A 21546-nucleotide genomic window follows, 5' to 3' on the forward strand; every position below is an offset into this window, starting at 1 on the left:
CAGGTTGGCGGTGTCAATGGTATAGGTGTGGCATTTTTAAAATAGGCCATCAGCAATAGTATTCCCGATGGCCTGTGCATATAATAAAGTCGCTGGAATCAAGCATCCGGGATCTCAGGCTCTACTAACTTCGCCAGTTTCTCCAATGATTCCTGCCAGCCTAAATAACACATTTCTGCAGGTATAACGGCAGGAATGCCTTCCTGTGTAATCTTTATTTCTGTACCCGCGATAGTTTTCCGGAGTAATACCGTGGTCGTCATTTCTCCCGGCAGATTAGCATTATCAAATTTGTCAGTGTATTTTATAACCTCACCTGGTTTGAGTTCAAGGTATGTGCCACCAAATGAATGACCATTGCCGGTTGAAAAGTTCCGGAATGACATCTTATGAGTGCCACCTACGGTTACATTCATTTCATGGACGGTACAAAGAAATCCATAAGGAGGTAACCAGGAAGCGATGGCAGTGGCGTCAGTAAATGCCCGGTATACTTTTTCGGGAGATGTTTTAAGTACTCTGTGGAGCGAAACAGAATTGTTAGACATAAGATAATGTTTTTGTTCCTACTCATCTGGCTTTTCGGTTCCGCCCGTTTTTTAAGTGGTCGCTGCTCCACTTACGTTTATGCCGCTTGTTTATTATTCATTTCGACATAGCAAAGATGCTAAGAAGATTGAATTGGGATGGAGGCTACATCAGACAAATTATAGGGGTATTTACGACCTGGAAGAAGTTTACGCCCTGCAATTACCAGATGCTGTAATAATTGAGCCTTAAAAGAGCCTGTACGCGACTGGCTGACGATTATCAGTGAAAAGACGCGTGATTTTACGATATACAGTGACGAACACCTGTGCAATAGCTGCGTAACAGGCGCTGTACAACATAGCACAACATCACCTTAATTGATTCAAAACAGTTTACTGTAGCTATTTTCAGGGAAACAACCTATACCCTACCCAATCAACTTTTTACTCAGGCATATGTTTTGACCCGAACGTAGCAGAATATTCTGTGCGGTACTAATGACCCACTTGTTTCGCTGATGATCATCGATAGCACAACAAACAGGCCCTTGAAAGGCTCTAATTTATTAAACTCATTATTATGAAAAAGTTTGTCTTAAGTCTTACAGTGTTACTCACTGCATTCACATTCAGTACCAAAGCGCAACACCAGGATCATGGTAAGGAAGTAACGAAATATCCGCCTAAAGTGCTCTTCACAAAACAGCTCCCTGCCGATCTGAAAAAGGATGAAGCCCAGGTAGTACTCGTGAGATTTGCACCAGGTGAAGTATCTAATGCTCACAGACATCCGATGGCTACTGTTGGATATGTACTGGAAGGCTCAATAGAGTCGACTTTTGAAGGGGAAAAACATGTCTACAAACAAGGGGATGTTTTCTGGGAAGAACCAGGCGGACTTCACAATCAGACAAGGAACCTGAGTACAACCCAGGAAGCTAAACTGGTGGTTTTCTTTGTAGGATCTACAGGAAGTCCTGTTCTCATTCCGGAGAAGGCTAAAAAGTAACACCTTACAGGCAAGGCAGACATGTATAGCGGCTGCCTTGCCTGTATTTTAGCATATTACCCGCTAGTAAAATCTGCCTCGATGGACCCAGGCTTATAGTATGATCGTCTATTTACGCCGGTGTTGAGAAGGTGCCCAAAAGAGATAAGGAGACATTTATGGAATTTCCCATTTCATACATCTCCTTTATATGACAAGCTATTATCTTACCTGCGGCGGAATGTTCATACTGGCCCTTGCCCATCTCAGCAATACGCCGAGAGCTAACCCGGTTGCCAATGCCTGGCTGGGTGGATTTTTCCTTTGCGCCGGAAGTGCCGTACTGGCATTTATAGCGCAACATACAGGGCTGGACATCCATTATCCTTTTCTTGTGCCATTATCGGAATCCATCCGCTTGCTGATGGCACCTACACTGTATCTTGCGGTACTGTATTTTACTGCAGCCCGGCGCAACTGGAAACCGACAGACTACCTGCATTTTCTACCGGCCGTATTATTTCTACCCCTGTTATTCTTGGGAGGTCCGCATTTACCCCGGTTTTTAGGAATGTTTGTCGGCATCAGCGTTAAGTTACAGCTGCTTATTTACTGGCTATTGTCTTTCCATCTATTGCGCAGACACAGCAGTTCCATTCGGGAAGTGAGCGCTGAAGTGCAAAAAATAGATCTGAAATGGTTACAATATATGTTGCTGGGGATCGCTGTACTGATGTTGCTCTGGTATAACCAGGTTTTCAGAATGAGTGCTGATCTGGAGCGCTTTACTGGCATAGGTTATTTATTGGCTGTATATGTGATCGCCTTCTTCTCACTACGACAGAGAGAAATTTTCCCATATGCTGTAGCGGAGAAAGCTGCCATCCAGGAGGTGATAGAAAAGAAAAGCCTTAATCCACGGTTGACAGATGATGATATTCACCATTTTAAGGCCCGTCTGGACCAATTAATGACACAGGAGCAGCTATTTACTGATAGCGATCTTAATCTGCCACAATTGGCCGGCAAAATGAATATTTCCGTTCATGAACTATCCTATCTGCTGAATAAGGGCTACGGACAGAATTTCTATCAATACATCAACCAGTACAGGGTAGCCCGGGTAAAGGAGCTAATGGCTTCTGAAAAGCACCAGCACCTGAGTATGCTGGGTATCGCGTTTGAGGCCGGGTTTAACTCCAAGACTACATTTAACACCACTTTTAAGAAGATAATGGGAATGTCGCCCGGCGAATACCGGGAATTACTGGTACGGATGGATACAACGGGGCAGTAAAACACTCGTCCATGGCTACTATTGCAGAAAACTTAAGTAGCTATGGAACATGTAAGATTTTCCCGGAAATTGCTCGCTTGCCTCTTGGCTGGACTGATCGTCGCCGCTGTTCTTCGACGGATCATGGACCGATATTTTTACACATGGATACCCCCGGTGGCTATCTGGACACTTTCTTTGTCGTGCCTGCTGGTTTGCTTAGTGTACGCCTTCATCTGGCAAGGCCAGGAAAAGAAAGGGGGAAATACCTTCGATAAACTGATTTTCTTTCAATCCCTCATTGCCTATGCCCTGGCACTTGACCTAGCCTCCTTTGGCTGGCAAAAGATCTTCCACCTGCAAATGGTGGTGCCTCTTGGCATACTGGATCTTCCTTTTAACAGCCTTGACGGAGAAACGCTTACATGGGCTTATTTCAGACGGTCCTACCCTTTTACTGTAACCATTGCCATTTCACAGATGCTGAGCGCTTATCTGCTGTTATGGCAACGAACCCGTTTACTGGGGTTGATCTGTATGATTCCGATTTTGCTGAATATCATTCTGATAGATTTCTTCTATCATTTGCCTGTTGGCGTATTACTACATGCCCTCATTCTAATGGCTGGGGTTATATACCTCCTGATGCAGCACCGCGGCTATCTCATGAATTTCTTTTTCAGAACACTGCCTACAGTTACTTTTAATAAGCGCAAGCTATACGTATTACGTGTGGCCATCATATTGCTACCGCTGGTGTTATTGGCAACTTATACCTATCCGGATAAGCATCCACAATTTACCGGCAAGTACAGGGTGAGTCACCTGATGATGAATGGTAGTCCGGTAGCCGCTCATAGTACAAAAGACAGTGTGCTTACTACTGTCTATATGGACTGGCATGACGATTTTGTGCTTGAATTTAATAGTTACAATAACAGGTATATCGGCACATACAATTACAATCCGGCAACAGACAGTCTGCATGTACAGTGGCGTTATCCGGTGGCATTTAACACGTCTTTCTCGGGTAGTTTGAAAAAGACAGATAAAAAGGGAGATTATTCATTCGTAGGAAGGATAGGTACTGATTTACTGGAAATGAGGCTGGAGAAGTTGCCGGAACCTTAAATAGCGACATAAGAGAGAAAAGAAAGCTTCAAGTTCATTGGCTTGAAGCTTTCATAGAATGTTAGAACATCTATTTCTTTGTATTGTACACGAACTCATAGCTCCTGTCAATACATTTATCAAGGCTGTTGCCTACATGACATTTGTATTTAGCGCCGTTCTCTATGATTGCCTTTTGTTCGTCAGTAAAGTGATTATCCATGATTATTTTCACGCCCAGTTTACCCACCTGCGTTTTATCATTCGACATCTCAACAGTGATCTCTGTGCGGGCATTGTTAATTTCCAGTTGTTGCTTACGGGCTTCGGCATCAATGGTTAAGTACTTCAGTAGCGCTGTGTGCCGCATAGCCTTTTACATGTGCCATTGAATAAATATTATGTGTAATAATTGCTACCCCAATATGGGTTAGCTAATGGTATACTGGTTGCCAGCCATTAAGCAACTGCATAAATACTTACATCCGGATTATCTTTCAGATAAGGCTTTAGCGCAACAACAACGTCTTTTGTAAAAAGTTCGCTACCAAGATATGCCTGTGCATCTGCTACTGATTCAAAACCATGTAACACCTGCACATCTTCTGTTCTCACCAGTAACTCTTTGGAAGTAGCTCCTTTAATGTTACTAAGAAATGGCGCTTTGTACTTGTTATAAACGCCTGCTGCATTTGCCCTGTCTGCTTCTTCGATCCTGAGAGTAATTTCTAAATAAGCTTTTGCCATTGTGATTATTTTTACATCACAAAGGTCAGCTACTACCCGATTATAGAAAATGGAAAGGTGTGAAAAGATATGGTACTTTTAGGCAAGCGCTTAATGAGCAGTTATAGACTTACGAAAATCAGATGGAGATGTATTGGTGGCCAGATCATCCAACGTCCTCATCAGAACAATGGTCATTCATTATTGCAGGTATCTTATCTTAATAATAGATTTTATTTCTGTGGCACTGAAACGGCTACAGTACATGCAGGCTATATGGAAGGTGCGGTGATTGCTGCGAGAGAGGTAGCGAGAAAAATCAGTCGTAGCAATCATTAGCAATACCATTCACCGTCTATATAAAGAAAGGGCAAGTTTTTTTATTCAGACTTGCCCTTTGTTAGCGCCGGGAAGACGAGAATAGTTCCGCCGGAGCGGACCGCTTACATTTTCATCTCCATCACCAATGGAGCCATGGGTAAGTCCCATTAACGCATCTGGTTCAATATTATCGCAGGTAGTCAATGCTGATTCCTGTAATCCTTCGGAGAAACACCCGTTTTCCTCTTAAACAGTTTAGTAAAATGAGAAGGGTGTTCAAAGCCAAGATCATATGCTATTTCACTGACGGCCTTTTCAGTGCTCCACAATAACGATTTGGCCTTATCAATCAACCTGAAGTAGATATGCTCCTGCGTTGATTTACCCGTATATTTATTCAGCAGATCCGCAAGATAATTCGTTGACAGGTTAAGCTGTGATGCAAAATACTTCACTTCCGGCAAGCCAGTACCGATAAGGGACTCCTGGTTGAAATAGTCTGTCAATAGCCTGTCGAATCGCTGTACGATATCATTACTTGATTTCTCCCTTGTCAAAAACTGGCGGTCGTAGAAACGGTCACAGTAAGCAAAGAACAACTCAAGATTGCTCAGAATAAGATTAGCAGAATGCTTGTCCAGGTTCAGCCCTATTTCCCGCTGAATGTTCCTGATACAATCTTCGAGGATCACTTTCTCTACTTCTGAGATATGCAATGCCTCATTGGCATCGTATCCAAAAAAAGAGAACTCCGTTATTTTACGCCCCCTGGTGTTTACATTTAATAGATCAGGATGGATATATATGCCCCAACCCTCTATTACCTTTATGTTCGGGTCCGGAGATAAAGCCTGATAAGGGGCACTAAACATCAAAGAACCTTCAGAAAAATCATAGGTAGTACGGCCATACCCGAAAACGCCCTTTATCTTCTTGCAGGAAACGGAATATAAATTCAATCTGTATACATCGCCAGGCACCCTATGGGAGCGTTCTACCTTAGCAAGATCAACGATGCTTATCAAAGGATGCACGGGCTTCCCGTAACGGAAAAACTCATGCAATTCTGAGATGGAGTGAATATCTACATAATTCATCGGATATATTTTAACGTCAGCGACCGGGATTTAATCTTCTTTAAACGAAGCTACAAATAAATCAGGCCAATGCGTCCACTATAGCTCATTACGCCCACTGGCTGCTTATCAGATAAAGATGCCGCCGCCTACTTCAATACGTTGTGCATTCACAAAACGGCTGTCGTCAGAAAGGAGTGACGCCACAAAAAGGCCAACATCATCCGCAACACCAAGGCGACCAAGCGCAATCATATTAGCGAGTTGCTGACGGTGACTCTCATCTCCTTTTCCTCCACCAAACTCGGTATCAATTGCTCCGGGTGCAACGGTATTGACGCGGATCCTCCTATCTGCGTACTCTTTGGCAAAGTATCTTGTCAATGCTTCTATGCCGGCTTTGATGGCACCATAGACAGCTACGCCAGGGTATGCAAACCGGGCAAGGCCAGAAGAGATATTAATGATATGTCCTCCATCCGCCATTAACGGGAGCAGCTTTTGTGTGAGGAAGAATACTCCTTTAAAGTTAACATTCACCAGTTGGTCGAAGATGGCCTCTGTGGTGTCTTTGATCAGCGTTCTCTGGGCTATCCCTGCGTTATTTACCAGGTAGTCGAAGTGGGTCCTGTTCCATTCTTTTTTAAGCACCTGCAGGACCTGATCAGCGAAACTGTCAAATGATGAAACATCAGCAGAGTCCCATTTTAAGGCAACAGCTTTACCGCCATCCGCGTTGATTTCATCAGCCACTGCAATGCCTTTTTCCGGGTTGCTGTTATAGGTAAGGATCACTCCCATTCCACGCTTCGCAGCGTTTATAGCTATACTTTTTCCTATGCCTCTACTTCCACCCGTAACAAGGACGATTTTTGATTTTTGATCCGTTGTAGTCATAAATAATATTTTTATGACACAAAGGTCCGCCTGTTCAGGATGATCGACTTTTACATTAGACGGCAAGATTTATACATTACACTGATTACATCGTATTGGCATTTATCAGCATATTACTATATCAGGGCCCCACATACCGGTATTTTAGACGAAATAGCATGCCTGGCGGCAGGAATGGGATCCAATAGCTATATAGTACACAGATTTGAGCTAAAAAGAACAGTCCCAACGCAGACAATTCTTTACATTCGTTCCATGAAATACGTAAGGGTTCCAACCGAAATGATATCTGCTCCTTACTTCAACAGGGCATTGACGATAAACGGTCTCTCGGTGGTAGAGTCATGTACACATATACAACAAAGCCGGGGAGCAATGTTACTGGAAGAACATATGCTGTTGTATGTATCGCAGGGCCAGAACAGGATAACACATGGAAAGGAATCCTACCTGGTGAAACAGCATGAGATGCTGCTGCTGAGGAAAAATTCGCTGATTCAGTACGATAAAACCCTCAGTTTTGAACACAACGGCATGTATTCCAGCGTACTCTTTTTTTTGAAGGACGAGTTCCTGCAGGATTTTATACGCGTTGCCAACATTAAAGATATCACCACGAAAGAAACGGTAAAAATAGCTGTAAAGCCGGTTAATGAGCGGATGCAGAAATTTTTTGAATCCGTTGTTCCTTATTTCAGCGAACCGGATAATGTAGAAGAAGGCTTACTAAGAATAAAGATGCTGGAATTGCTTTATGACGTCGCAGCTGCTGATAAGAATCTGTTACAGCAGCTATTACAGATGAAGAAACCAGTCAAATCGGATCTTACAGAGATTGTAGAAGAAAACTTCGCTAACCCTATCACCATAGAGCAACTCGCGTATCTATCAGGTCGCAGCCTGGCGAGCTTTAAGCGTGACTTCAATGACCTGTACAACATGCCGCCATCTGACTGGATCCGTATTAAACGACTGAACAAGGCAAAGGAAGCACTTGAAAAGACTGACCTCCCGATACTTGATATCTGTTATATGGTGGGATTTGAAAATCCATCTCACTTCTCCCGGATCTTTAAAGAACATTTTGGCTATTCGCCGAGCGCTGCCAGGCAATCGGATATCGATGAAAGAGCTAAATAGTAATGAAATCTGAGCTACCAGGCAAATTACAATAGAACAGACGGCGCGAACTTCGTGCCGTCTTTTTTTATCGGTAACTGAAAAAAATTAAACGCATGGCAATAGTAAACGCATGGGCGGTAAGCACCGCCGGAGGGAAGTTAGCATCGTTCCAGTATGAGCCCGGACATTTAGGTCCGGAGGAAGTAGATATTGAAGTTGAATACTGTGGTATTTGTCATTCGGACCTTTCGATGTTAGACAATGAATGGGGCATCAGCGCTTATCCTTTAGTACCCGGTCATGAAGCTATTGGAAGGGTGATTGCACTGGGTGATATCGCCAAAGAAAAAGGTCTGAAGATAGGCCAACGCGTAGGTATTGGCTGGAACGCCTATAGCTGTATGCACTGCGAGCAGTGCCTGAAAGGGGAACACGAGCTATGCACTACGGGGCGAGCCACCATTGTGGGGCATCATGGAGCATTTGCCAGTCAGCTGCGTAGTCATTGGGTATGGGCAGTACCGATTCCCGATGGTGTTGATCCAGCATCTGCAGGGCCACTACTTTGTGGAGGTATTACTGTATTCGCTCCCCTACTCGACAACCACATATTACCCACTGATAAAGTAGGTGTATTCGGCATCGGCGGATTAGGCCACATGGCGATAAAATTCCTGAAAGCCTGGGGATGTGAAGTCACTGCATTTACTTCCAGCAGCAGTAAGTATGAAGAAGCCCGTTCTTTCGGAGCTACACATACAGCATCCAGCACTAACACAGAAGAGTTGAAAAAACTGGCAAAGAGCCTGGATTTCATTGTGGTCACTGCGAATGTTTCCCTGGATTGGGATAGCATTATTTCTTTGCTAAAACCAGGGGGTAGACTGCATGTGGTCGGCGCGGTATTAGAGCCTATACCGGTATATGCGCTGTCGCTGATTGTAGGTAAAAAGTCTATTTCCGGTTCACCGGCAGGTAACCGGGTGCAAACAGATCAGATGCTTCAGTTTGCTGCACATCATAAAATCGCTCCTAAAGTGGAGTATTTTCCAATGAGCAAAGTAAATGAGGCGTTGGATCATCTCAGGGCAGGAAAGGCCAGTTACAGGATTGTGCTGGAGGCAGATTTCAAATGAGGATGATTGCTCAGCAGGTCATTGCTATATGGTTACAAACAGGACAAGGCGGATTCTTCCGCTTGTCCTGTTTCTGTTTGGCCGTGCAGCATCCTTCTCTCAATTAAAAGATCTCCTGAATTCTACCGGCGAAAGGCTTGTCTTACTCTTAAACAGCTTGCTGAACGATTGCGGATGTTCAAACCCCAGCTCATAGGCAACTTCACTTACAGATAAGCGGGTAGTGGATAATTTCTCCTTCGCCTTTTCAATCAGCTTCTGATGTATATGCTGCTGCGCATTCTGTCCCGTCAGGGAACGCAACATGTCGCTTAAATAACTGGGAGAAAAGTTTAAGCGTTCTGAAAGGTATTGCACTGTCGGAATTCCTCTACTTAATGAGGTCTGGTCATTAAAATAAGTATCCAGCATCTCTTCCATTCGTTGTAATACATCATTGCTGACCGCTTTACGGGTAATGAACTGACGCTTGTAAAAGCGCTGTGCATAAGTCAGCAGTAACTCCAGCTGCGCAATCATTACATCCTGGCTTAAATCATCTATCCTGCTATTCAACTCCTCCTCCATGATCTTAAAGATTGAAATAATGGCCATCTTTTCCTTATCTGACAAGTGCAATGCTTCATTGGTCGTATATGAAAAGAAACCGTATTGTTTGATCTTCCTGGCGATAGGATAACCCAGGAGGAAATCAGGATGGATGAGTAAAGTATATCCGGAGAGCTCCTGTGTTTCATCATTTTTGCCAATTACCTGGTTAGGAGAAGCGAATAATAATCCGCCTTCATCAAAATCATAATGCCCCTGTCCGTATTTTAATTTCCCGCCAAGACGACTTCTATACGATATCTTATAAAAATTTAAAACATGGGAGTCGGGTAACCTACTGCTCCCGACCTTAGTTTTATCATTATCTATCAAACTTATCAAAGGATGCAATGGCTTAGGCAAGCCTAATGCCCGATGTGCATCGGATATAGAATCCAACTTAAGATGGCTTGTTTCTTCCTTTTTCATACTGAAAAATTACTAAAATTATAACCGGCAAAAAATATTGCCGGTTATAACATTTATTTACCATGGGATATATCCTGTTTCCGGGTTCGCTTCCTCACTTATATATTTTCCTGTTGGCCCGTCTTCTCCCACCAGGACATATTTTGCTATTCGGGTTCCGGCTTCTTCAACACTACCAGTCCCGCGGTGCTGGTTAAAATCTGTAGCTGTAAATCCGGGATCAACAGCATTCACTCTAAATGCCGTATCGCGCAGTTCATATGCCAGCACGATTGTGTACATATTAAGTGCGGCCTTTGATGGCAGATAAATAGCGCCTTTATGATGATAATATTTCCAGCTGGGATCACTGTTCAGGGTAAGCGAACATCCGCCGGATGATACATTCACAATACGCGGCTGCTCTGCCTTTTTCAATAACTCTATAAAGGCCTGTGTAACCCTTACAACGCCGTACAAATTGACGTTAAACACCTCATTCATAACAGCAATATCAGAACCAAGTGCTGTTTGTGGCAGTCCGCCATTGATACCGGCATTGTTGACCAGGGCATCCAGCACCTCCGTTTTTCTGCCTATTTCAGCCCGTGCAGCGTTTACCGATTCCTGACTGCTTACATCCAGTTCTATTACTTCCACGGCGTTTAATCCCTCAGCTTTCAGCTTTTCTACTGCCTGCTGACCGTTCTCTACATCACGACTACCTAAATAAACATAATATCCTTCCCGGAGTAACTGCCGTGCAGTTTCATAACCAATACTTTTATTAGCTCCTGTAATGAGTACCTTCTTCATTTTCGTTTTCATTTTTTTTAGATGATGATTTCTACACAAAGGTCAGGAACTACCTCCCGGCTCTCGTAGCCTAATTGAGGGACTTCGTAGCCAAAATGAGGAAGCACTACCATACTGTACAGTAGAAAATACCAAGTAGTTGGTATTTTTTTCTACAATAGCTGTTTCTAACTTCATATAAGGATCGGACCAGCCGAAAGCGCCAGCATACATGCCAACCTGCTCCACATCTCTTTATAAAAAGATTTAGAAATGGACCCCAACTTTCTGATTGACGATAACCGCAAAGTACCCTGGATAGAAGAGGCACTTAATAAGGACTATCCCTATATTCTGATAGGCATAGCTTTGATAGTACTCGTGTTTGTTTTCAGCAAAAAACTGGAGAGTCAGAAACAGGTTACCCTGGATCTGGAAAAAATGGGATTCCACCTGGAGGCAGACAGGTTTACTTTATTCTATTTACTGGGCTTCTTAGTTATTGGTGTCGGTGTATTTTTCAAATTTAAAGGATATGAAGCAAGACTGCTTAGCCTGGAAGATGATTTGAAAAAGAGCCAGACAGTCAAAGAACAATTAAGCATCCTGAAAGAATATGAGTTTGACATGTTCCTCGACTTTGATGAAACACTCGGTATTAGTCCTAAAGACAAAAGCCTGACATACCGCATCTATAAATTCAGGGATGGGAAAATTAAATCGGAGGTACTCGAACCCGATTTTAAAGGTCCGGGTGTAGTTAAGGTAAGCCTTGAACACATCAAACCTGGAGAGAAGTTCAGAATTGTCGCAGAAAAATCCAATGATGAACAATGGGGAACAGAAGAAATAGAAGTTCCCAAAACACGTATAAAACTAACAAAGATGGAACGATAATCACTCCTAAGTCCTGTGTCATGAAAAAACGTCTATTATATAGCCTCCTGTTATTTTTTTGTATTATTCCAAATGTCTTTGCACAGACGGATATCCGTACCTACAATAACTCAAAGTATCTGGGCGACAGCAGGTGGGAATGGACTATATATATTGGGGCGCCAAAAGCAATCCTCAATCAGATCAAATCAGTTACTTATACCTTGCACAGGACTTTCTCTCCTAATACGATAACAGTAAAAAATATAGGCAGTGCTGATATGCCTTTTGCTTTCACTGCAACTGGCTGGGGCGCCTTTAGCATTCCCGTACGTGTTACCTTCAATAATGGGGATGTAAAATATCTGAAACATGATTTATTATTTCGCAATAAGCAGACGTCGAGAGATGTATCTGCAGCCAGCACCGTTAAAAAACTTGCCGAGGACTGGTGGAGCTGGACGATCTTTGTTCAGGGACCGGAGAATACATTAAGTCAGATCAAATGCGTTGAATATAAATTACATCCGACCTTCAGCAATCCCATTCAACTGGTTTGCAAACGAGGAACCGGCAGTGCTGCTTTTCCAATCACGATAAAAGGCTGGGGCACCTTTACCGTTAGGATGAAAGTAATTTATAACGATGGGGATGTCCAGCAGCTATCGCACGACCTGAGCTATAAATAAATATCAGCATATACTAACGGCCGCATAAATCATACGATTTACGCGGCCGTTAATATTGTTGGAACTATCTCTTACCATGGGCTGATCCCTGTTTCGGGGGCATTGTCATCACTAAAGAACTGACCTGTTGGACCATCCGGACTAAGCGTAGCAGCTTTAACCACTCTGGCAGCAGCATCGGACACAGTTCCGTGGCCGGAGTGATTGTTAAAGTCTGTAGCGGTATAACCAGGATCTACCTGTTTCAGTCCCTCTGACTGCAGCTGACTAACCGCCTGCTGACCTTTTTTTATGTCCCGGCAGCCCAGATATCTCCCACGTTCCGGCCTGCTTTCCATGCGCTGTGTTTTTCAGGAAGACAATTGCCACAGGGCCGATAACCGTTTGCAAGCGCTTCGGCTTCGTTTTGAAAGAACACCCGGTTTTCTGCCTTCATTTTCTTACCGGAAGAACAGCTTAGCAATCCATAGATACGTGCTTTCCTGTAGCCACCGAGGCTTACAATCCCTGAGCGGATTAAGGGGGCAAGATGCTTACTTCTTTCTACTCGATCATTCCCCAGATCAATATGGTTTATCATGATAACTTTTTTTGCTCATTGACAAGTCAAAAGTAGTTTATACGACACCCATTTAAAATCCGATTCTTGCTGTCTTTCAAAGTGGAATGAATGTTTCTGCATACAAATCAAAAAGGCTATAGATCACGCGTCTATAGCCTTTTTTGATACACTTCATAAAAATTATTTCGCAAGCAGCGCCTGTCCTTCGAAAGCTATTCCGGACCAGCCGTGCTTCATAAATTGCCTGATATTCTGGTGATCAGTTGCATCAGGGGTATTTAATACCGCCTGATAATGCTCTGCAAATAAGTACAAGGTATCTTCCTTGCTCAGGTTATTTAGCTGAGCGAACGAAAATACTTTCGCGCTACCCTGGTTTTGAGTGGCTTCATTGTATGCCTCACCGTTTTTAAAAGCTGTTGGCTGATGCTGATACCTGGTTTCTATGAATTCAATCACTTCTTTGAACGCGAGTCCGTTCTCTTTTAATTTCTCAATCAGCGTAATTATTTCCTCTTTCATTCAGAATAACATGTTTTTAATTAATGTGAGGTTGTGCAGGAAGACCTGCAATCCTCATTTAACGGCGCAAAAATAGAAATTTATTTTCGCGATAAAAAAAGGAGCCATTGCTATTTAGACAATGACTCCCTTTTTTATTTCTATATCATGCTCATCTTCTTCACATCCTGCTTACTATAAACCGGTACCCCTCCTACCCAGGTTTCCAGTACTTCAATATTCCGCATGTTCATATAAGGGTCCTTCATGGTAAGCGGATCCTGTTTCAGGATAGCGAAATCAGCGAAATTCCCCACTTTCAGTGAACCAGTCCACTGATCAGCATAACATTGCCACGCAGCATCGTAGGTTACTGCAGTCAATGCCTGCTCAGCTGTAATACGTTCCGGCGCATTCAGGACTTCAGGTTCCGGGGCTGCTTCCATTCTCCGTGTAATGGATTGCTCCATCATTCTCAATGGGCCTAGTGGACTTACCATATGATCACTATGCAGCGTTATCTTCAGTCCTTCCTTCAACGCAGTATGACAAGGATCAAGGATGAGGGTCTTGTCGCCGAAAATGGCTTCCCGGAAAGCATATCCCCAATAACCAACATGGCCAATCAGGAAGCTCGGAGATACCTCCAGTTCTTTCATCGTCTTCAACTGATCTTTGGTTATTAAGGAGCAATGCTCTATCCTGTGCCGTACGCCTTGCTTCGGCTGACGTATATATTCCTGGTACACCTGGATCACAAACTGAATGGCAAGATTACCATTGGCATGGATCATCAGTGGCCAGCCTTTCTTTGCGATGACGGTATCTATCAGGTCTTTAAAATCCTGTGGAGCGTTCAAAGGTCTCTTCTCCTTTCCGAAGTTAAATATGCCATAGTTGTCCTTAGGGTTGCATAGATAGGCCTCTGACTGATACCCGGTCAATCCCTGATTCGAGCCATCTGTAATTACTTTTACATGCCCGATATATACATCCTTATATGAAGCGGGCGGCGCATATTCAGGTAAGGCTTTCGCATCATCCATTGATTGAACTATCTGTGCAGCACCTATCCGCACGGCCCGCTTGTGTACCAGCAAGTAGGCATCCAATAGCTCTTTCTGCTTATTGTTCATCCCCGCATCATACACGAAAGTGGTTCCTCTTTTATTGGCTGTCTGGAAAATTTCCTTCAGGTGGGTAAATGATTCCAGGAACATCGCGGTCATCTGTTGCTTTGGAATTGCTATGAGTGCAGGCTGCATACCTGCGGCTTCCTGCAATTGTCCGTGTGTGGCCTTCCGGTAATCCTTGAATTCAGGATATTCCTTTCGCAATTCCTTGTTCTTATCATAATAGTATACTGCTTTCAGGGCCGGTGTATTCACATAAAGTGTATGCATCGAAGCACTTATTATCATCAAAGGCACTTCTTCCGTGATGGCATCCAGCCGGTCGATATCTATGGTTACTAATTCCTTATTATGATTCTGCAAAGGCATTAAAGCAGGATCAAGGCCGGCGCCTAAAATCCAGTGTCCAGGCTTTACGAAAGGTATCTCCTGCCGGATAATGTCACTAACCATGTTCATGTCATAGCCCTGACGTAAATCCTGCTGATCAAATCCGCCTACATCCAGCCATCCCATCAATATTGCAGTAGGCACAAGATGAACATGTGGCTCAATAAGTCCGGGTAATAGCGTGTGCCCGGGTTGCAACTCCCTGGAAGTAAAACCGGGATGATGATGATGCATAAATTCCTTTACGTGTTGTTCTGTACCGGTAACAACAACATTACCATCCGCAATGCCTATGGCGGGGACCTTTTCAACAGATCCGTCGATCATCGGCCTTATCGTTCCGCCACTGATCATCAGTGCCTGGGGTTTTTCTTCTTTAACTTTAGTCTTTGCCGTGGGAAGTGAGGAAAAGTTATCCGAACTGAAAAGCTCATCTTGCAGTATTGTCAGTATCGGATTGTTACAGGCACAATGCGTGCAGGAATGGTGGTGTACATGTTGGTTTTCCATATTGTTTGAGGTTTTGGTTGCATGACGAAAGTCCCGAATAGACCCGAACATTTCATGATCTGAGACTAAATATCACTTAATACAGCTGATAATATCAAATTGTTCACTTGTTATGGTATATATCTTTCGCCCCCCTTTTCCCTTTCGTCTACACATTTACCGCTCAAATCTACAGTCCCATATTTCCCTGACTGCCCCTTAATAGCTTTGTATTGCATCAAATGTGTATTGACATGAAAGCATCTACGGAAAGAAAAATCATCCGGTGGTTCCATATTCTGCTAAGCATACCTATCCTCGGTTATATCTACGGACCGGTGTCTACCATGCCTGCGGCTGCTAATGCGGTTCGTTTTGTATTCCTTCCTGTCGTGGTATTGAGCGGGTTCTGGATGTGGAAACGGCACTGGTTCAGGAGGAAACCTAAACCACAGGTAAAGGTCCGGTGACAGGAATTATTGCTATTAATGTGCGTACAGCTGTTATTGAAAGTCGTTTTTATAAACAACTTTGCCGTCAGGGCCTGTGAGTTCGATATCATCTATCTCACAAAGACCGTTTGAACTGAATATCATTCCGATAACAAGGCCTGACGATTTTGTATAAGACCTGCTGAATATCTCCTGCTGGTCTATATAAAACCGGGCCATCTTATTCTTTACAACTACTTCAATATTGTGCCACTCACGGATATCACAGCCAAAAGCAGACAGGTCGGTACTTTTCCCGCTCATATAATGCTCTCCCACATTTGCATCGATAGTGCCGGTGCAACCGGGAAGCGTCGTAAAGAAATACAGTGAATTGCTTTGACCACATATTTCCTGCATGATGATGGGACACGTCACATTCTTAAGTATGGTAATTCTCATTCTTGCTTTATACCTGAAGTTATCGCTATCGACATTGAATTCCCTGGGGAAGAAAGTATACATGTAAAAGTTTTCATGCTGCGGATCGATTTTGCTGCTGATAATATCCTCCGGTGTCAGCGCCAGTTTGCCATCTTTAATAGGCGCTGCAGGATGAATATACGTGGGCAGCCCCCTGAACAGTGCAGGTTTACAGGCGCATTCCCTGTCAGGATGTTTTATGTCATTGCCGGGGGCGCTATTGGATTGAAAACCGCCTTAAGTGGAGGACCCTTGATTGTAATATTGGGGATTTTTATTCACTATTTTATCTCCTTTTCATTTGCACTCTCCTTCTTCCTCCTGTACCCTAGAATAAGCAAAGTATCATCAAATAAGTATCTGAACGGGTTATTGTATGCAATATTTGTATGGTTGACCATGACTTTCATTGTTTTACCACTTACCGCACTCCCTTCCAGGCCTTTTGTCATGAATATCCAGCAGATAATAGGCCTTTTAATTCTGGCGGTAGTATTTGGCACACCTATATCAATAATGGCCGATAAATATTATAAATCACGGATAGCTGAGGGTACAACAAGCAACAGCAGGCAGGCAGGATTCATTTAATGGTGAAACGGCATCTGATCTGATGGCGGTTACCCCGGATGAGCGTCTGCCTGCTTATCTTAATATTTTAACGTTCTATTTCTAATACATTTCATATTTTCATATTCTAATAATTACTAACAGAAATGAATGTATTTATCCGCCTTCAGTTTATTCTTTCCCTATTGATTTGTATGACCTGCGCAAAAACTTATGCTTCACAGGGGACAATGCAACGCAGTATGGACACCTCAGCTGCTATAGCTGCTATCAGAGCAGCGTACAAAAACATAAACACTGCTTCCCTCACCACAGAAGTATTTAAATACGAATCTGACGGTTGTGCCTATGATGGACAAGTTAAATATTTCTTTAACCAGAAAAAGGAGATCGTGAAGATCGTAGAATCAGGCAGTATAGGTGATGGCTCCTGGACCCGTGAATTCTATTTCCAGGCAGGCAAATTCATCTTCTGTTACGAGTCGTTAGTCGGTGGCCCTGCTGATGGCCCGGAAACCCGGAGTGAATACCGCACCTATGCAAAAGACAACCAGGTACTGCGCTTCATGGAAGACAAAAACATTGCTCCCGCTGGTGAGAAGTCTGCAGATGCCTTAAAAGTGTCTTATAAGCTCATTAAAGCTTACACTACCAAAAAATTTGCGGAAGCCTTGTGCGAATAAATAAACGCTGCCTTTCAGACGCTTAAGGGCAAAAAAAAGGAGGTGTCTCAAGTACGTTTGGGGCACCTCCTTCTTTTAGTAGAACCGGCCCTCACCCCAACATACACCTTACCTATTTAATATATTTATTATATCTTGCATTCCAAATACACCCAAACCTATGAGCCAGGAAAGACCTACACTGAAAAATCCAATTAAAATTGGTCCGATAATCGGTATCGTCATATTATTAGTCATTGCCAATGGATGTTATTCCAGTCACAGGGAAAGAAAAAACGAAATAAAATATATTCCGTTACTGGAAGCCATGATGAAGGATAATACAGTTGCTGTTGCAAAAGTAGATCCTACTTATAAAGAAGTGACAATAAAGGTAATGGGTCTGCCCATGAAACATTACGAGGTAACATATACCTATGACGTAAATGGTGGCGGTCCATACAAGGGAGAAAGAACTTTGTCCTCCCCTCCCACATCTGCAGAAATGCCTTTATACTATGCCAAATCGGATCCTTCTTACAGCTCCTTTGAACCGCAGGAAGACATAAAAAGGATCACTGAAAGATCGTCATCAAACTCTAATTTATATTGGTGCATTGGCTTGTACGTTGTGGCTGTTCTTGCTTTGTTCGGCTATATCTCTGAAGCGCTGAACTACCTGAAAGCAAAGAAAGCGATAAGGGACGCAGAAAATGCTGCCTATCAGAAAGCGACGAATTATTAATCAAACGAATAGTGTCTCATAATAATTGAGGCATACTATATAGCTCTACCGTATAAAAATGAAGAGGATGTTTCCATACTTATGGGGGCATCCTCTTTCTTATAATGGACATGATATTCCGCAGCAGTACTACTCCTTAACTTAGCAGTGCATACCTGAAAAGACACCCTATTAATAAACCCTAATGTATCCCATCCATCCCAGGACCATATATGCTTTCTCTTTTAAACCCTAAAACACCTCATTATGAGAAAACCGTTATTCTTACTGTTATGGCTGCTGTTTGCATGCCATCTATCCAACGCCCAGGTGAGCCGGGGCGGAAAACCTTATAGCTATTCAGCAAATCTGGCTGAGCAGATCATTACCCAAACTATTCCTTCGTTATCCCAGGCGAATCTCAGAAAAGAAGACGAACAACGCGAAAAACAGGGATTACCACTGCGTGTAGGTATCATATTTCCTACGGATTATTCGTTGAATAATACAGGTACCTGGAGTACATTACCCAACGGCGACCGTGTATGGCGACTGAAGATCGATGTACAGGGAGCTTTGGCTACTTCCCTGTATTATAACAACTTTCATTTGCCCGAGGGCGCCTTATTGTTCGTGTATAACGAAGATCACTCACAGCTGATCGGTAGTTATACAAGCGCCAATAATCAGCAGGGCGGCCTGTTTGCTACTGAAATACTCAAAGGCAATGCCTGTACCATAGAGTATTACGAGCCCGGTTCTGTAAGAGGTAAAGGCCATTTTACGATCAGCGGCGTAAATAACATTTACAGTGAAAGAATCCCCGAGGCGAGAAATAACCAGCAGAAAGACTTCGGAGATGCCGGCAGCTGTAATGTGAATGTGAACTGTCCTGAAGGCGCTAACTGGCAGAACCAGAAACGTGCTGTAGCCAGAATACTACTGAGATTAGGCGGCGCCGCTTACCTGTGTACAGGTGCATTGGTCAATAATGCACGCAGTGATTGCAAGCCTTATTTCCTAACCGCCAACCACTGCGGATCCAATGCTTCTGCTTCAGACTTCAATCAGTGGATATTCTATTTCAACTACGAAGCGCCTTCCTGTGCTAATCCTGCCAATGAGCCGGTGAGCAACACCATCACCGGTTGTGTGCAGCGTGCCAGATCAGGCGATAGCGGAGAAGCTGATGGATCAGACTTTCAGCTGTTGCAATTCAATTCATCTGTTCCTGCTTCCTACAACGTGTACTATGCAGGCTGGAATGCGAATGACGTGGCCAGTCCCAGTGGCGTGACGATTCATCATCCGGCAGGCGATATCAAAAAGATCTCTACTTATACTACTCCGCTTACAAACGACAACTTCAATACAACCGGTCCTCCATATACGCACTGGAAAGCGGTATGGGCACAGACGCAGACTAATTGGAGCGTGACTGAAGGCGGTTCTTCCGGTTCTCCCCTGTTCAACAGTACAGGGCAGATAGTAGGACAGTTATCGGGTGGCCCTTCCAGCTGTACTGCATCTACCGCTAATAAGAATGATGAATATGGTAAGATGTCTTACAACTGGACATCCAACGGTACCGATGTACTGCACCAGTTAAAACCATGGCTGGATCCTGATAATACCGGTATACTATCGCTGGCAGGCACAAACTACCCCTGCGGCGATACCACCAATGTCTCCTGCCCGGATATGTACGAGCCTAATAATACATTGGCGACAGCCTACACTATCGTGACTAATACTGATATCAGGGGAACTATCAACACGCCATCTGATACAGATTACTTCAAGGTAGTACTGACAGATAGCTCCTATCTGGGAGCCTTCCTGGATAACCTGGGCGCTAATTTTGATATCCGTCTGCTGTCTTCTGCTGGTAGCCAGCTGGCTATTTCACAGAACGCAGGCACCACTCCGGATTCTCTCTTTTCTATAGTAGGCCCTGGCACATACTACTTCCAGGTATATGGCTATAATGGCGCTGTATATGATAGCATCTGTTACAGGCTGTATACCAATGCAAGCATTATAGGAGGATGTACTGACCAGCTGGAGAGCAACAATACACTGGCTACAGCGGCAACTATCTTCACAGGAACTACACTGCCTGCATTGATCGCATCCGCCAGTGATTTGGATTATTACCGTATTACCACTACAGGTACCAATACCATCACTGTCAACCTGTCTAACTTACCGGCAGATTATGATGTGAGGTTACTGTCTTCTACAGGCAGTCAGCTGGCTATATCACAGAATGGCGGTACCAGTGCAGAAACGATTACCTATAACAATGCAGCAGCCGGTACTTATTACATTTACGTGTATGGTTACAGCGGTGCGTTCAGTGCCAGCAAATGCTATCATCTGCTGGTGAATGCAACTCCTTCCGTTGCTTGTACTAATACATTCGAACCCAATGGTACACGGGCTACTGCTGCTGCCATCAGCGTAAATACGGAGATCAATTCACAGATTGCATCTTCTACAGATGTTGACTGGTTTAAATTCAGTAACACCAGTGCACAACCGCATATTGAGGTATTACTCAGCAACCTGCCGGGAGATTATGATCTGTATCTGTATGATTCTACAGGCTCATTGTTGGGTAGTTCTGAAAACGGCAGTACTTCCAGCGAGAGAATTGTATACAACAATGGCCCGGTAGGTACCTATTACATAAGGGTAGTCGGCTATAACGGTGCATCCAGCACCAGCATATGCTATAAGCTGACTGCCAATATCAGTAGTACACCGAAAACAGCGGAGATAAGCAAGAACAGGAAGACTATTGACCGCGCGCTGAATGTGTATCCGGTGCCATCTACGGGTAAGGTGTATACAGAACTGAACAGCAGCAGCAATAAACTGCAGTATATTACTGTGACAGATATGACCGGAAAGGTAGTGTTTACTAAACAGTACAGGGTCGTATCAGGATATAACCGTCTTGAAATAATATTGCCATCTTCATTACATAATGGTATCTATATTGTTTCTGATGGTACTAATTCAAGGAAAGTAGTGTTACAGCGATAATTATTAAAGACG

The 21546-nt window shown here is 43.6% G+C and carries 25 protein-coding genes; 13 read left to right on the top strand and 12 right to left on the bottom strand.

Going from position 1 to position 21546, the window contains the following annotated elements; translation table 11 throughout:
• Window positions 1–98 precede the first annotated feature (98 nt).
• Window positions 99–548, bottom strand: a complete 450-nt coding sequence (locus BLR32_RS11225; protein ID WP_089831619.1) for an SRPBCC family protein — start codon at window positions 546–548, stop codon at window positions 99–101.
• 562 nt (window positions 549–1110) lie between these two features.
• Here BLR32_RS11225 and BLR32_RS11230 point away from each other — a divergent pair.
• The 3 genes from BLR32_RS11230 (at window position 1111) to BLR32_RS11240 (ending at window position 3925) form a co-directional block, all read left to right on the top strand.
• Window positions 1111–1539: a cupin domain-containing protein gene (locus BLR32_RS11230; RefSeq protein WP_089831621.1), complete on the top strand. Its 429-nt coding sequence runs from the start codon at window positions 1111–1113 to the stop codon at window positions 1537–1539.
• Between the two features lie 190 nt (window positions 1540–1729).
• Window positions 1730–2815 carry a helix-turn-helix domain-containing protein gene (locus tag BLR32_RS11235; protein ID WP_089831623.1) on the top strand — a complete coding sequence of 362 codons (1086 nt, stop codon included), beginning with the start codon at window positions 1730–1732 and terminating at the stop codon, window positions 2813–2815.
• A 42-nt stretch (window positions 2816–2857) separates the two neighbouring features.
• Window positions 2858–3925 carry a hypothetical protein gene (locus BLR32_RS11240; protein ID WP_143011437.1) on the top strand — a complete coding sequence of 356 codons (1068 nt, stop codon included), beginning with the start codon at window positions 2858–2860 and terminating at the stop codon, window positions 3923–3925.
• Between the two features lie 70 nt (window positions 3926–3995).
• Here the strand turns inward: BLR32_RS11240 and BLR32_RS11245 are convergent, their stop codons facing one another.
• Together BLR32_RS11245 and BLR32_RS11250 are read right to left on the bottom strand one after the other, a co-directional pair.
• A complete protein-coding gene (locus BLR32_RS11245; RefSeq protein ID WP_089831627.1) occupies window positions 3996–4274 on the bottom strand; it encodes an OsmC family protein in 279 nt (92 codons plus the stop codon).
• Between the two features lie 89 nt (window positions 4275–4363).
• Window positions 4364–4651, bottom strand: a complete 288-nt coding sequence (locus tag BLR32_RS11250) for a hypothetical protein (RefSeq protein ID WP_089831629.1) — start codon at window positions 4649–4651, stop codon at window positions 4364–4366.
• A 93-nt stretch (window positions 4652–4744) separates the two neighbouring features.
• On the opposite strand from BLR32_RS11250, the gene BLR32_RS33760 reads away from it, so the two are divergent.
• Window positions 4745–4969 carry an FAD-dependent oxidoreductase gene (locus BLR32_RS33760; protein ID WP_245705398.1) on the top strand — a complete coding sequence of 75 codons (225 nt, stop codon included), beginning with the start codon at window positions 4745–4747 and terminating at the stop codon, window positions 4967–4969.
• 182 nt (window positions 4970–5151) lie between these two features.
• Here BLR32_RS33760 and BLR32_RS11255 read toward each other — a convergent pair whose 3' ends face one another.
• Complete coding sequence (locus BLR32_RS11255) at window positions 5152–6048, bottom strand: helix-turn-helix domain-containing protein (RefSeq protein WP_089831632.1); 897 nt, start codon at window positions 6046–6048, stop codon at window positions 5152–5154.
• A gap of 108 nt (window positions 6049–6156) precedes the next feature.
• A complete protein-coding gene (locus BLR32_RS11260; RefSeq protein WP_089831634.1) occupies window positions 6157–6924 on the bottom strand; it encodes an SDR family NAD(P)-dependent oxidoreductase in 768 nt (255 codons plus the stop codon).
• A 255-nt stretch (window positions 6925–7179) separates the two neighbouring features.
• On the opposite strand from BLR32_RS11260, the gene BLR32_RS11265 reads away from it, so the two are divergent.
• Window positions 7180–8064, top strand: coding sequence for a helix-turn-helix domain-containing protein (locus BLR32_RS11265; protein WP_245705399.1), 885 nt, complete (start codon window positions 7180–7182; stop codon window positions 8062–8064).
• A 95-nt stretch (window positions 8065–8159) separates the two neighbouring features.
• A complete protein-coding gene (ahr, locus tag BLR32_RS11270) occupies window positions 8160–9182 on the top strand; it encodes an NADPH-dependent aldehyde reductase Ahr (RefSeq protein ID WP_089831636.1) in 1023 nt (340 codons plus the stop codon).
• Window positions 9183–9281: 99 nt separating this feature from the next.
• On the opposite strand, the gene BLR32_RS11275 is transcribed toward ahr, so the two are convergent.
• Both BLR32_RS11275 and BLR32_RS11280 read right to left on the bottom strand, forming a co-directional pair.
• Window positions 9282–10199, bottom strand: a complete 918-nt coding sequence (locus BLR32_RS11275) for a helix-turn-helix domain-containing protein (RefSeq protein WP_089831638.1) — start codon at window positions 10197–10199, stop codon at window positions 9282–9284.
• Between the two features lie 57 nt (window positions 10200–10256).
• Window positions 10257–10994, bottom strand: coding sequence for an SDR family oxidoreductase (locus BLR32_RS11280; protein WP_089832161.1), 738 nt, complete (start codon window positions 10992–10994; stop codon window positions 10257–10259).
• A 252-nt stretch (window positions 10995–11246) separates the two neighbouring features.
• Here BLR32_RS11280 and BLR32_RS33765 point away from each other — a divergent pair, with 252 nt between their 5' ends.
• Complete coding sequence (locus BLR32_RS33765) at window positions 11247–11870, top strand: hypothetical protein (protein ID WP_143011439.1); 624 nt, start codon at window positions 11247–11249, stop codon at window positions 11868–11870.
• Window positions 11871–11890: 20 nt separating this feature from the next.
• Entirely contained in the window at window positions 11891–12538 is a 648-nt protein-coding gene (locus BLR32_RS11290; RefSeq protein ID WP_176842238.1) for a pYEATS domain-containing protein, read from the top strand.
• Window positions 12539–12609: 71 nt separating this feature from the next.
• Here the strand turns inward: BLR32_RS11290 and BLR32_RS34235 are convergent, their stop codons facing one another.
• From BLR32_RS34235 to BLR32_RS11310, 4 genes are all read right to left on the bottom strand, one after another.
• Window positions 12610–12876, bottom strand: a complete 267-nt coding sequence (locus BLR32_RS34235) for a Rossmann-fold NAD(P)-binding domain-containing protein (protein WP_218124172.1) — start codon at window positions 12874–12876, stop codon at window positions 12610–12612.
• Window positions 12828–13118 carry an Ada metal-binding domain-containing protein gene (locus BLR32_RS11300; protein WP_089831644.1) on the bottom strand — a complete coding sequence of 97 codons (291 nt, stop codon included), beginning with the start codon at window positions 13116–13118 and terminating at the stop codon, window positions 12828–12830. Before BLR32_RS11300 ends, BLR32_RS34235 begins: the two co-directional genes overlap by 49 nt.
• A gap of 162 nt (window positions 13119–13280) precedes the next feature.
• On the bottom strand, window positions 13281–13622 hold the full coding sequence (locus BLR32_RS11305) for a HopJ type III effector protein (RefSeq protein WP_089831647.1): 342 nt from the start codon (window positions 13620–13622) through the stop codon (window positions 13281–13283).
• A 140-nt stretch (window positions 13623–13762) separates the two neighbouring features.
• A complete protein-coding gene (locus tag BLR32_RS11310; RefSeq protein WP_176842239.1) occupies window positions 13763–15634 on the bottom strand; it encodes an amidohydrolase in 1872 nt (623 codons plus the stop codon).
• 233 nt (window positions 15635–15867) lie between these two features.
• On the opposite strand from BLR32_RS11310, the gene BLR32_RS11315 reads away from it, so the two are divergent.
• Window positions 15868–16083 carry a hypothetical protein gene (locus tag BLR32_RS11315; RefSeq protein WP_089831651.1) on the top strand — a complete coding sequence of 72 codons (216 nt, stop codon included), beginning with the start codon at window positions 15868–15870 and terminating at the stop codon, window positions 16081–16083.
• A 33-nt stretch (window positions 16084–16116) separates the two neighbouring features.
• Here BLR32_RS11315 and BLR32_RS11320 read toward each other — a convergent pair whose 3' ends face one another.
• Window positions 16117–16569, bottom strand: a complete 453-nt coding sequence (locus tag BLR32_RS11320) for a hypothetical protein (RefSeq protein ID WP_089831653.1) — start codon at window positions 16567–16569, stop codon at window positions 16117–16119.
• A 150-nt stretch (window positions 16570–16719) separates the two neighbouring features.
• Here BLR32_RS11320 and BLR32_RS11325 point away from each other — a divergent pair, with 150 nt between their 5' ends.
• The 4 genes from BLR32_RS11325 (at window position 16720) to BLR32_RS11340 (ending at window position 21534) form a co-directional block, all read left to right on the top strand.
• On the top strand, window positions 16720–17118 hold the full coding sequence (locus BLR32_RS11325) for a hypothetical protein (RefSeq protein ID WP_143011440.1): 399 nt from the start codon (window positions 16720–16722) through the stop codon (window positions 17116–17118).
• A 173-nt stretch (window positions 17119–17291) separates the two neighbouring features.
• Window positions 17292–17780: a hypothetical protein gene (locus BLR32_RS11330; RefSeq protein WP_089831657.1), complete on the top strand. Its 489-nt coding sequence runs from the start codon at window positions 17292–17294 to the stop codon at window positions 17778–17780.
• Window positions 17781–17940: 160 nt separating this feature from the next.
• The gene (locus BLR32_RS11335) at window positions 17941–18504 is read left to right on the top strand and encodes a hypothetical protein (protein WP_089831660.1); all 564 of its coding nucleotides are present in this window, start codon (window positions 17941–17943) and stop codon (window positions 18502–18504) included.
• Window positions 18505–18750: 246 nt separating this feature from the next.
• The gene (locus BLR32_RS11340; RefSeq protein WP_089831661.1) at window positions 18751–21534 is read left to right on the top strand and encodes a pre-peptidase C-terminal domain-containing protein; all 2784 of its coding nucleotides are present in this window, start codon (window positions 18751–18753) and stop codon (window positions 21532–21534) included.
• The last annotated feature ends 12 nt before the right edge of the window (window positions 21535–21546 follow it).

The organism is Chitinophaga filiformis (genome assembly GCF_900102545.1).
In the GTDB taxonomy this organism is placed as follows: domain Bacteria; phylum Bacteroidota; class Bacteroidia; order Chitinophagales; family Chitinophagaceae; genus Chitinophaga; species Chitinophaga filiformis.